Source organism: Arcanobacterium haemolyticum DSM 20595 (assembly GCF_000092365.1).
GTDB lineage: Bacteria > Actinomycetota > Actinomycetes > Actinomycetales > Actinomycetaceae > Arcanobacterium > Arcanobacterium haemolyticum.
On sequence record NC_014218.1, the window covers coordinates 222223 to 233640 of the forward strand.

Sequence of the window (11418 nt, forward strand, 5' to 3'; positions counted from 1 at the left end):
AACGGACACGAAAAATGCGGGAAAACGCAGGTAAACTCGTGTCCATGGCACATAACGAAAATTCAGCAGGAGCGCCAGCAGGAACCACGATTCCTGCTGGCCAGACTCCTCCACAGGCACATACGCAACTTAAGCGTGGGCTGACGTCCGCGCAGGTTTCCATGATCGGACTCTCCGGGGCACTCGGAACGGGTCTGTTTTTGGGCTCGGGCTCCGTTATTAGCTTTGCGGGCCCGGCAACTGTTTTTGCGTATATGATCGCTGGATTGATCGCGCTCACGGTGGTGTGGGCGCTGGCTGAAATGGTGTCGGTGCATCCGGTACCGGGCGGGCATGGAACTGTTGCCGCGTCGTACCTTGGGCCGCTGGGCGGATACGTGACTCGCTGGAACTTCGCAGTCACCGTGCTGATCGCGGTTGGTGCAGAAGTGACCGCCTCCGCAACATATCTGCAATTCTGGTTCCCGCAGCTGCCGCTGTGGGCTGGAACCGTCCTATGCTCGCTGTTCATCATCGGGCTGAACCTGTTTTCGGTGCACCTGTACGGGTCCAGTGAATACTGGTTCTCGATGATCAAAGTTGTGGCAATCGTCGTCTTCATTTTGCTCGGGGTGGCACTCATTGTGGGTGCTGTGCCGGGTGTTGAAGCCGTTGGCACTTCTAATCTGACCGAACACGGCGGGTTCATGCCGCTCGGATTTGGTGGCGTGTTGGCCGCGATCTGCTTGGCCGTATTCTCCTTCGGTGGCATCGAAAACGTTTCCGTAGGTGCTGCCGAATCTGAAGATCCTGAAATCAACGTGCCGAAGGCCGCGCACGCTATGATCTGGCGTTTGCTGATCTTCTACGTGTTCGCAATTCTTGTTGTGTTGATGCTGCAGCCATGGGTTGAAACGGCGGCGTCGCACGGAACCATCAATGAATCGCCTTTCGTGCGAGCACTCGAACTCACCGGCGTTGCCGGTGCTGCACACATCATGAACGCAGTGCTGATTATTGCGGCGCTTTCGGCCGCAAATGGGTGCTTGTACTCGTCTAGCCGCATGATTCATTCGCTGGCCGTGGATCGGCAGGCCCCAAGCTGGGCGGCTGTGACCGCTAACAACGGTTCGCCGCGGCGCGCTCTGGTAATCGCCATGGTGGGCATGGTGATTGCGGCGGTGCTGGCCATTACATCGCCGGCACACGCATTCATGTGGCTGTACGGCTGTGCAACTATCGGCATTTTGACAACCTGGGTAATGACCATGATTACCCACTGGGAGTTCCGTAAGAAGCGGGCGGCGCGCGGCTTGCCATTGGCGCCGCGCCGGCTGTGGGCCGCAAAAGTTGTGGTTCCAGTTGTTGTTGCGTCTGCCGTTGCTATTTTTATCGGGCTGTACTGGCTGTTGCCGGTGGTGTGGTATGCGGGCGTTCCATACCTGGCCGTGCTGATCGGATCGTTTTTCATTGTGCGAACCGTTCATCCGATGCATGTCAGAGATTTACTTGAAGAAGAACTCGCGCGTTAGGAAGCGTAAATGATGAGGGGAAGCAGTTGGACTGCTTCCCCTCATTTTTGTTGGAATTATAAGGATCGACTGCCGAAGCTTTTTGGCTTCTGGTGCTCACCTTTGGGGTCTATCTCTGCCGTCTGCTTTTGTTACGTGTTTCTGCCGTTCGCACTTGTTCCTCATCTGTCCCAAAAACTCGACTGAGCGTACAGGCGTATATCTGAGAGCGGACATCTACTCTCTGAATCGAGTTTTTGGGACAACAGGTTGGGGTATAAGACAGTAGGTTAGATATTAGGTAGCAAGTTAGGTATAAGACGGTAGGTTTTGGAGTGCAGAGTGGCAGGTTTTACCGTTCGCGTTCGCCGCGAATGTATTCCTCAAGGCGTTCGCGTGCCTCAGAATCGCGAAGTTGTTCCTTCGGAGATTTCATCAGGTATGACGAGGTGGAGAGTAGGTTTCCTGCAATTCCGCGATCGAGTGCAATCTTGCATGCACGAAGCGCATCAATCACAATGCCTGCTGAGTTAGGAGAATCCCAGACTTCAAGCTTGTACTCAATCTGGATTGGCACTTCGCCAAATGTGGTTCCTTCAACCCGTACGAATGCAAATTTCCGATCTTCCAACCACGGCACGTAATCGGATGGACCCACGTGAATATCGTGATCGTTCACAGCTCCAGACATGTTGGACGTGACCGCGTTTGTCTTTGAAATTTTCTTGGATTCGAGGCGATTGCGCTGCAACATGTTCTTGAAGTCCATATTTCCGCCAACGTTCAACTGGTACGTGCGGTCAATTCGAACTCCGCGAGATTCCATGAGAGCAACAAGGTCGCGGTGAGAAATAGTGGCACCGAACTGGGACTTAATATCGTCGCCTACGATAGGCAAGCCGGCATCTTCAAACTTCTTCGTCCATTCTTCAGTGGAAGCGATAAACACTGGTAGGCAGTTAACGAAGCCGCAACCAGCGTTGATAGCGCACTGTGCGTAGAATTTATCGGCTTCTTCTGAGCCAACTGGCAGATACGAGATGAGAACATCAACGCGTGCAGCCTTCAGCTCTGCCACCACATCGACTTCTAGTTCGCTCGATTCTTCGATAGTGTCGCGGTAGTAATCGCCGAGTCCGTCCAATGTGCGTCCACGAAGCACAGTGACGCCAGTCTGTGGAACATCAGCAAACTTCATCGTGTTATTTTCCGAAGCAAAGATGGCATCGGCAAGATCGATTCCCACCTTCTTCGAATCAACATCGAACGCCGCAACAAATTCGACGTCACCTACGTGGTATCCGCCAAAGTTGACGTGCATAAGGCCAGGGATTGGCACGTTCGGATCTGCGTCTTTATAGAATTCCACACCTTGCACGAGCGAGCTGGCGCAATTGCCAACACCTACGATGCCCACGCGAATCTTTGCCATGATGGCTCCTTCTTTTTAAGTCTTCGACGTGCAATATCAGCGGTCGGTATGTTATGAACGCTGATGCCCATCTCGAATTGTCATGACAATCTTGTCACGACAATTAAGAGTCTGGCCTGTTTTCGATAACCGTGCAACCCGACTGTTCTCCTTGTCCGCTTTCTCCCCATGTTTCTTTCACACCTGATGGTCGCGCCCGCAATGTCTCGGCTTCCCCCGTCCCAAAAACTTGATTCTCCGTGCCGATGTTCCTGAAAACGGTGACATCTGCATCCTCAGTCGAGTTTTTGGGACGGGGTGGCAGAAGGTGTAAGGCCCGCCTGCATATGCGAGACTGGAGGTATGTATGAAGACTTCCTCCCTGCAGATGCTTTCACGTTCGATCGCGCTTACATGACGCTGAGCTGTGACACTCAAACCCAGGCCCTCACGGTTCACGGAATTGCGGGTGATCCGGATGACGTATTTCCGTTGGCGTCGGTGACTAAACCGATCGTGGCTTGGTCTGCACTTGTAGCGGTTGAGCAGGGAGTATTGGATCTAGATGTGCCAGCAGGGCCGGAAGGTTCCACAGTCCGCCACCTGCTGGCTCACGCTTCGGGCGTACCAGCCGCGCAAGGTGCCCCAATCGCAGCCCCAGCCACCCGCAGGATTTATTCAAATTATGGCTTTGACCTGCTGGGGGAAGCAGTCGAGCGCGCCACATCCACGCCGATTCATGAATGGGTGGCAACATCGATTTTTGTCCCACTCGGCATGGATTCGGCGGAAATCCACGGTTCGGTGGCGTTCGGTGGGCGAGCATCGTTGGATTCGCTGGCACGCTTCGCGGGAGAGTTGCTGGCGCCATCCCTTATTTCGCACGATCTGGCAGCGGCCGCGTTCACCCCTCAATTCGACGGCCTATCTGGCGTTCTTCCCGGCTTCGGCCGCCAGAAAAATAACGTGTGGGGGCTCGGGTTGGAGATCCGTGGGGAGAAGTCGCCGCACTGGACGGGTGCTGATTTCAGCCCGCGCACATTCGGCCATTTCGGTCAGTCGGGATCGTTCGTCTGGGTCGATCCGCAGGTGAATAAGGCAGGAGTTTTCCTTGGCACAAAGCCATTTGGAGAAGAACACGCGGCGATTTGGCCAGCACTAACTGACCAAATGCGCGCCGCGTAATCTCCAGTAGCACTCCGCATCCCCGATAACACACCCGCCAGCAAAGCCTTACCGGGCCCCGTCACTCAAATTCAATAATCACGGGAACGTGGTCAGATGCGCCCTTGCCTTTGCGTTCGTCGCGGTCGATCGTCCCGTCGATCGACCGCGCAGCCAACGCCGGCGACGCATACACATAGTCAATCCTCATCCCCTCATTCTTAGGGAAACGCAGTTTTTGATAGTCCCAGAAGGTGTAGTTCGTGGCGTATTGGCGCGAGAGCTCAACCATCCCGGCATCGGCGAAGGCGTGGAAGGCCGCACGCTCCGGCTCGGTCAGATAGATGCCGTCTTCCATAGCGGCCGGGTCCCACACGTCGGCGTCGGTGGGGATTACGTTCCAGTCGCCCACAAGCGCAAGCTGTGCTGCGTCGTCGTCCCGCATCTGCCCCTCCGCGAAATCGCGCAGCCGCCGCAGGAACTCGAGTTTGTAGTGGTAGTGCGGGTCGCCGGTGGCGCGGCCGTTGGGGACGTAGAGCGACCACAAATCGATCCCGCCCACGCGCGCCCCGATGGCGCGCGCTTCGGCCGGGCCGGGGATAAAGCTGCGCCCGCCTTCGGGTTCGCCCTTCACGAACCCCGGCTGACCAGGGAATTCCCGCCGCACGTCCTCTAGTCCCACGCGCGAAATGATTGCAACGCCGTTCCATTGGTTGAGCCCGTGCGCGGCTACTTCGTAGCCGGCGGCCTCGATATCGGCGGCGGGGAATTGTTCGGGTTTGCATTTGATTTCTTGGAGGGCGAGGGCATCGAGGTCGTGGCGCGTGAGCACGTCGAGGATGCGGTCGGCGCGGGCCCGCGCGGAGTTGATGTTCCAGGTTGCGATCTTCATGGGGCTAGTTTACGCGGTGGCGGGTAGGCTTGGGGTATGGGTAGAGCACTTGTGACTGGCGCGAGCAGCGGGCTTGGCCGCGCGTTCGTTGAGGAATTGGCCGGATCTGGGCATGATGTGGTGTTGGTTGCGCGGGATCGGGCGCGGCTGGAGGCGCTGGCAGCGGCGGTGCGGGGCCGGTTTGGGGTCCGGGCGGAGGTGCTGGTTGCGGATTTGAGTGTGGACGACGACGTTGCTCTTGTTTCTCGCCGCCTTGCCGATGAGGTGGAGCCGGTGACTTTGCTGGTGAATAATGCGGGTTTTGGGCTGGGGCAGGATTTTGTGGCCGGCTCGTTGGATCGGGAGCTTTTTGGTTTGGATGTGATGGTGCGGGCGGTGCTGGTGTTGAGCCATGCGGCGGCGCGGGCGATGCGCGCCCGCGGCCGCGGCGCGATTATTAACGTTGCGTCGATGACGTCGTTGACTGCTCAGGGCACGTATTCCGCACATAAAGCCTGGGTGCGAACGTTTTCTGAGGGGCTGGCTGTGGAGTTGGCTGGTAGTGGCGTGACCGTGACTGTGGTGAATCCGGGCCTGATTCGCACTGAGTTTCATGAGCGTTCGCATGTTGATTCTTCGCAGTGGCCTAGTGTGGTTTTTGCTTCTCCGGAGCGGGTGGCGCGGGATGCGTTGGCTGCTGCACGGGGTGGGCGTGTGGAGGTGACGCCTACCGTGATCTATAAGGCGGCGAGTGTTGCTTTGCGGCATGCGCCGCGTTGGTTGGTCCGGCGGGTTGCTGGGCCAGGACTTTCTGGCCGGGAGTAAACTCCCCGCCAGAAAGTGGCAAAAACGATAGGAACAGAAACACGCCGGCCGACCGTTACTGCGATTATGGTCGATGGAGGTTTCTACCGGCTCCGTTCTAGGAAAGTTTTTGGTGATAAGACACTCAAAGGTTGCCTTGCGTCTCGGTCTGGATATTGCGTCCTTGGCTGAGTCTGATGTGGTGAATCAGATTGTGATGATTTCGGGAGATTCTGATTTTGTTCCTGCGGCTAAGTTGGCGCGTCGTGCGGGTATTGATTTTTTGTTGGATCCGATGTGGAGCGAGCAGATTTCTGATTCGTTGAGTGAGCATATTGATGGTACTCGGCAGTGTGTTCTTAGGCCTCCGTTGAGTCTTAATGATCCTTTGCATGTTTGTCATCCGAGTTTTAATTTGGGCGAGGATTCTGAGGATATTGAAATTTGAGTATGTGGTTTTCAGGATGGGATTGTAGGGAATGAGTAAGAAATTGATTCACGTAGTTGGCGCGGTTTTCGAGCGCGAGGGCAAGATTATGGCTGCTCAGCGCGGTCCTGGCCGCGCGTTGGAGGGCTTTTGGGAGTTCCCGGGTGGGAAGATTGAGCCTGGTGAGGCCCCGGAAGAGACGCTTGCGCGTGAGTTGCGTGAAGAGTTATTGACCGACGCCGAAGTGGGCCCTTTCGTTGCCAGGTCCGAGTTTGATTATGATTTCGGTACGGTTCGGCTGGATGCGTATTTCTGTACGATTGTTGGCCAGGAACCAACGCTGACTGAGCATCAGGAAATCCGTTGGCTGGGCGCAGAGGATTTGTTCAGCGTGGAATGGGCCCCGGCTGATGTACCGATTATTAAAGCGTTGAAGGATCAATTAGAAAGTAAGTAACAATGTGGCCTGCAGGGGAGTTAACTCATTCCACGATTTTTGGGTTTTTGGATAAAACTCACAAGAGTCATGGGCATCTTTTCGATCCAGAAATGATCTGGAATGAGGCTGACGGCAAATCGATGCTGAATGCGATTCGGCATGAACTCCAGCGTTCTGAGAGTTTCATTTTTTCGATTGCGGTCATTACCTCAAACGCGTTGACGATGCTGAAACAAGATTTGATAGATGCAGCTGCCCGCGGCGTTCAATGAAAGTTGGCCTGCGGTATTCCCGAAAAAATGTGTGCAAGATGCTTGGGTTTGATTCAAATCAAGAGAGCACAATCTACGGCTATAAGGTTGATAAAACAACAAAAACTTGTCCGATCTTCGTTACGTACAAGAAGGCCGAAGATATTTCAGCGTCTACAAAGTATGGCGATCGGTCAGAACGAGCGTTGCATTGGTTCACTCGTTCTAAAGTAAAATTGACAAGCGAGGAGACACAGGACATCTTGAGTGGCGATGCCCAGCTATATGATTATTTACGAGTTTCATCGAACACTAGCGCCCTAGTGCAGGCATGATTCGTCGAGTTTTCTGAGAGAAAGATATACTAACCACCGTGTTTAGCAACGACCCACAAAAGACCGCCCTAGCCGGCCTCCTGCGCGCCGCCACCCGCGAAACCGCGCCCGAAACACTCGCCGCCATCCGCGCGCTGCTCCACAGCCACGATGCCGCAGTACTCGCCGGCCACGTCATGCTCGATCTGCTCGAAGAAAACGGCTACGGCCCCCTCGACATCGACGCCATCGGCGCCACCCCCGCCGACCTCCCACTCGCCCTCGCCATCCAACACGCTGCCGCCTCACGTGGCATGCAATACGACGCCTTCACCATCGCCGGCACCAGCCTGATCGGCCCAGACCTGGACGGCCGCCGCGTCGTCGTCATAAAAATTTTCGACGACGAAACGGTACCCGCGAAACTCGCTGTGGAAGCAACTTCGGCGCTCGTTGGGCGCGACTTCGCCGCCTACCAGCCAACCGACTTGGAGCCAAACCATGAATGATACCGACTTCGAATACTGGGGAAATGGCGAAAAACCGGGCGGAATCAACGGTGTTGGGCCGTGGGAAGGGCCACTCCCAACCGAACCACACTACGATCCTGAGTTGCTCGCGAACGGCGACCGGCGCAACGTAGCAGACAAATATCGGTACTGGAGCGTGGACGCAATTCGCGATGATCTGGCGAAAACCAGCACCAAACTCCACATCGCAATCGAAAACCTTGAACATGACCTCAACATCGGATCCATCGTGCGCACCGGAAACGCATTCAACGTGAGCGGCGTACACATCGTGGGGAAGAAAAAATGGAACAGGCGCGGGGCGCTTGTGACCGATCGCTACCTCAATGTGCATCACCATGCCGAAGTGAGCAGCCTGGTGGAATGGGCGCGCGAAAACGACTACCAGCTGGTGGCCGTGGATAACATGGAAGGCTCCACGCCGATCGCCGAAACTGCGCTGCCTGAACGTGCCGTGCTGATTTTTGGGCAGGAATCAAACGGGTTGTCGGCAGAACTGCTGGCTGCGGCCGATTCTGCGGTTTATATTCCGCAATACGGTTCAACGCGGTCCATGAACGTGGCCGCCGCTGCTGCGATTTCCATGCACATGTGGATTATGCAGCACGGGCCGCGGAACGCGCCCGCGCCTGAGAGTCGGCCGGTGCTGTAAGCATTGTGTGCGTGCATTTAGTTTGCATTTTTGGCGGTTAGAGGGCTGATTTGGTTCAGAAATTGCCAAAAATGCAAACTCAGTGCACGGGAGGGTGATATCGGTGGCGATCGGCTGATTAATCAGTGCGGAGAATGGCCAGCAACATCTCCTGAGTGCGAGCCCAATCCATCCAGACTTGTTGATATGACAGGCGGATAACCCGATACCCTGCATGTTGGGCAGCCAAATCACGCCGATGATCTTGTTCGAATGTGCTTTCAGCGATGTGGTATCGGCGCCCGTCGCATTCAATAATTGTGTTGCCAACCAGCAAATCGACCCGCCCTACGCCTGCAATCTGAACCTGCTCTTTCACTGAGAACTTATGCTGAATAAGGAAGAGCCGCACGCGAGTTTCGCTTCCTGATTCAGATTTGGCAGAGAGTTTGCGGAGCGTGCCGCGGTTTTCTTTCCGAGCGTGCTTGATCAGCTCCCACGCTTCGTCGAAACTCACCAACTTCTTGCAGATCGCCGATTCTAAAATGATCAGCACGGTTTCTGGGTAACGGCATCGAATGAGGTCAATCAAAACATCAGAAATATGCAGGTGGGGTAGATGTTTCGGGAACAAGGTGCGGTGGATAATCGCGTTTTTTGGAGGGGAGATGTTTCCTCTTCGCGGGTGAAAAGCAATATGTAGGCCCACATCTTCCTGCGGAGGAATCCAGAGGTTTAACAACCGGCATGCTGAAATACATGTCAGCCTGCCTCCTGATCCGAATGCGGCTTTTATTGTTGGATCAGTATCTGGCGTTGCAAACCACCCACGTGTGACACGCTCGAGCAACCCAGTTTCGGTGAACCGGTCTATCGTTCTTCTGGAGTATCCCATGGTGCGCAAATCTTGGTAGCTGTAGATGCCTTTCATGCTGTCAATTCTGGGGTATTTAGCGAATTGGCGTTTTTAGTTATGCACAGGTGGATAACTGTTGCCTGCTTATGAGCCTACCTGTGCATTCAGTTTGCATTTTTGGCGGTTAGAGGGCTGTTTTGGGGTGAAAAATACCGAAAGTGCAAACTCAGTGCACAAGTGGGCTGGTAGCGGCTGGGGTGGGCTGGGGCCGGTATTGATAGCTGGTAATAGCGGAAGGGGCAGGAATGCACAAAGTTTCACGAACGGGACTGAGGGCTTAACAAGTGAGCACGGAAAGTGAGATAATGGAGTTGTTCTATACCACTACTAGAGGAGTATTCCCGTGGCAATCGCAACCCCTGAGGTTTACAACGAAATGCTTGACCGCGCTAAGTCGGGCAAGTTTGCATACCCAGCAATCAACGTTACGTCTTCGCAGACTCTTACTGCTGCTATCCAGGGCTTTGCTGAGGCAGAGTCGGACGGTATCATTCAGGTTTCCGTTGGTGGCGCTGAATACTGGTCAGGTTCAACCGTGAAGGATCGCGTCGCTGGCTCTTTGGCAATGGCTGCTTACGCTCGCGAAATTGCTAAGAACTACGATGTCACCATCGCTCTCCACACCGATCACTGCGCAAAGCAGAACATTGACTCTTGGGTTCGCCCACTTCTTGAGCTCGAAGCTGAGGAAGTCAAGGCTGGCCGCCTCCCATTCTTCCAGTCCCACATGTGGGATGGCTCCGCTGTTCCACTTGCTGAGAACTTGGAGATCGCACAGGAACTTCTCGATCTTTCCGTTAAGGCAAACACCATCCTCGAAGTTGAGATCGGTGTTGTTGGTGGCGAAGAAGATGGCGTTGTTGGCGAAATCAACGAAAAGCTTTACACCACCGCTGAAGATGGTTTGAAGACTGTTGAAGCTCTTGGCTTGGGCGAAAAGGGCCGTTACATGACCGCTCTTACCTTCGGTAACGTCCACGGCGTTTACAAGCCAGGCCACGTCAAGCTCCGCCCAGAAATCCTCGGCGAAATCCAGGATGAAGTTGGCGCAAAGGTTGGCAAGGAATCCCCATTCGATCTTGTTATGCACGGTGGCTCCGGCTCCACTGCAGAAGAAATCGCAACCGCAGTTCGCAACGGCGTTATCAAGATGAACGTTGACACCGACACCCAGTACGCCTTCACCCGCCCAGTTGCTGAGTGGATGATGCGTAACTTCGATGGCGTTTTGAAGATCGACGGCGAAGTCGGCAACAAGAAGCAGTATGATCCACGTGCATGGGGTAAGGCTGCTGAAGCTGGCATGGCTGCTCGTGTTGTTGAAGCATGTGAGCGCCTCGGTTCTGTTGGCCAGAAGATGCGCTGAATTTAGCGTGTGGCTGTGTGATAGCGTTTAGTTACATATAGCGTCATTACGCGATTAGAGTTCAGGCGGGTACCTTCGGTGCCCGCCTGAACTGCCTTCTGGCGGGGAGATTTCTTGAGAAACTAAGGGAATTTCTTATTCACCCTCAACGTCCTAGAAGTTCTTATTCACCCTCAACGTCCTAGAAGATTGAGTGCGCCTCTGGATAATCTTCCTTCGACGACATATGAGATTCGGTTCGGACTGCCAACTTTGTGCGGCGGTGGGGCCGGTATTTTACGTAAACGGAATTGAACCGGAATGGGTGTACTACTGCGTCTGCCAAGAAACCAACCTGGCAAACCAATTCATCGCGCAACTCTCAACCGGATTCGTGGATCCATTTTGGGAAAATAACGCAGGTGGCGGGTTCATTTCGGGGGATCCATTCATCGTCTATCCGGCGCCAGGCGGGCACGTGTGGGAAAGCCTCCGGCACCACACTTCGCTGAACGGGGAGTGGCGATTCCGTCTGCATCCCACGGCCCAGATCGACGAATCGCGTGAATGGGAAACGATCACGTTACCGTGCCACTGGGCATCACGTTACCGTGCCACTGGGTGTTTAGTTCCGAACGTGGCGACGCGAGAGATCCAAGTTTCATGGGCAGAATCGATCGACGATATCAGTGTGGAAGGCGTAGAAATCGTTGCCTTCAACGTGAAAGAAAAAATATTAACAATTAATGCCGGAACCTTTGTCCAATACAAGGAAGTTTGAGTAAAAAATCGTCAGAATAAGAAATAATAAGTCTATGAACTGGG

14 protein-coding genes are annotated in these 11418 nt (G+C 54.6%); 11 read left to right on the forward strand and 3 right to left on the reverse strand.

What is annotated here, in order from left to right:
* Positions 1–44 precede the first annotated feature (44 nt).
* On the forward strand, positions 45–1511 hold the full coding sequence (locus tag ARCH_RS00915) for an amino acid permease (RefSeq protein ID WP_231957969.1): 1467 nt from the start codon (positions 45–47) through the stop codon (positions 1509–1511).
* Positions 1512–1842: 331 nt separating this feature from the next.
* Here the strand turns inward: ARCH_RS00915 and ARCH_RS00920 are convergent, their stop codons facing one another.
* Positions 1843–2922 (reverse strand): inositol-3-phosphate synthase, encoded by a 1080-nt coding sequence (locus ARCH_RS00920; RefSeq protein WP_013169443.1) that lies wholly within the window; start codon positions 2920–2922, stop codon positions 1843–1845.
* Positions 2923–3264: 342 nt separating this feature from the next.
* Between ARCH_RS00920 and ARCH_RS00925 the strand changes: the two genes are divergently transcribed.
* Positions 3265–4086, forward strand: coding sequence for a serine hydrolase domain-containing protein (locus ARCH_RS00925; protein ID WP_013169444.1), 822 nt, complete (start codon positions 3265–3267; stop codon positions 4084–4086).
* Between the two features lie 61 nt (positions 4087–4147).
* Here ARCH_RS00925 and ARCH_RS00930 read toward each other — a convergent pair whose 3' ends face one another.
* Positions 4148–4957, reverse strand: a complete 810-nt coding sequence (locus ARCH_RS00930) for an exodeoxyribonuclease III (RefSeq protein WP_013169445.1) — start codon at positions 4955–4957, stop codon at positions 4148–4150.
* Between the two features lie 36 nt (positions 4958–4993).
* On the opposite strand from ARCH_RS00930, the gene ARCH_RS00935 reads away from it, so the two are divergent.
* The 7 genes from ARCH_RS00935 to ARCH_RS00965 all read left to right on the forward strand — a co-directional run bounded on the left by ARCH_RS00935 (position 4994) and on the right by ARCH_RS00965 (position 8353).
* The gene (locus tag ARCH_RS00935) at positions 4994–5761 is read left to right on the forward strand and encodes an SDR family NAD(P)-dependent oxidoreductase (RefSeq protein ID WP_013169446.1); all 768 of its coding nucleotides are present in this window, start codon (positions 4994–4996) and stop codon (positions 5759–5761) included.
* Between the two features lie 112 nt (positions 5762–5873).
* Positions 5874–6188: an NYN domain-containing protein gene (locus ARCH_RS00940; protein ID WP_231957968.1), complete on the forward strand. Its 315-nt coding sequence runs from the start codon at positions 5874–5876 to the stop codon at positions 6186–6188.
* A 31-nt stretch (positions 6189–6219) separates the two neighbouring features.
* A complete protein-coding gene (locus ARCH_RS00945; protein ID WP_013169447.1) occupies positions 6220–6624 on the forward strand; it encodes a (deoxy)nucleoside triphosphate pyrophosphohydrolase in 405 nt (134 codons plus the stop codon).
* Positions 6625–6626: 2 nt separating this feature from the next.
* Complete coding sequence (locus ARCH_RS00950) at positions 6627–6878, forward strand: phospholipase D-like domain-containing protein (RefSeq protein ID WP_041640279.1); 252 nt, start codon at positions 6627–6629, stop codon at positions 6876–6878.
* Positions 6879–6916: 38 nt separating this feature from the next.
* A complete protein-coding gene (locus ARCH_RS10425; RefSeq protein WP_389400891.1) occupies positions 6917–7192 on the forward strand; it encodes a DUF3427 domain-containing protein in 276 nt (91 codons plus the stop codon).
* A gap of 38 nt (positions 7193–7230) precedes the next feature.
* Complete coding sequence (locus ARCH_RS09185) at positions 7231–7680, forward strand: hypothetical protein (RefSeq protein WP_013169448.1); 450 nt, start codon at positions 7231–7233, stop codon at positions 7678–7680.
* Complete coding sequence (locus ARCH_RS00965) at positions 7673–8353, forward strand: TrmH family RNA methyltransferase (RefSeq protein ID WP_013169449.1); 681 nt, start codon at positions 7673–7675, stop codon at positions 8351–8353. The genes ARCH_RS09185 and ARCH_RS00965 overlap by 8 nt, the downstream gene beginning before the upstream one ends.
* Positions 8354–8471: 118 nt before the next feature.
* Here ARCH_RS00965 and ARCH_RS00970 read toward each other — a convergent pair whose 3' ends face one another.
* Complete coding sequence (locus tag ARCH_RS00970; RefSeq protein ID WP_013169450.1) at positions 8472–9263, reverse strand: type IV toxin-antitoxin system AbiEi family antitoxin domain-containing protein; 792 nt, start codon at positions 9261–9263, stop codon at positions 8472–8474.
* Positions 9264–9591: 328 nt separating this feature from the next.
* On the opposite strand from ARCH_RS00970, the gene fbaA reads away from it, so the two are divergent.
* Positions 9592–10614, forward strand: a complete 1023-nt coding sequence (gene fbaA, locus ARCH_RS00975; protein WP_013169451.1) for a class II fructose-bisphosphate aldolase — start codon at positions 9592–9594, stop codon at positions 10612–10614.
* Positions 10615–10840: 226 nt separating this feature from the next.
* Positions 10841–11374 carry a glycoside hydrolase domain-containing protein gene (locus ARCH_RS00980; RefSeq protein ID WP_013169452.1) on the forward strand — a complete coding sequence of 178 codons (534 nt, stop codon included), beginning with the start codon at positions 10841–10843 and terminating at the stop codon, positions 11372–11374.
* Positions 11375–11418: the final 44 nt, after the last annotated feature.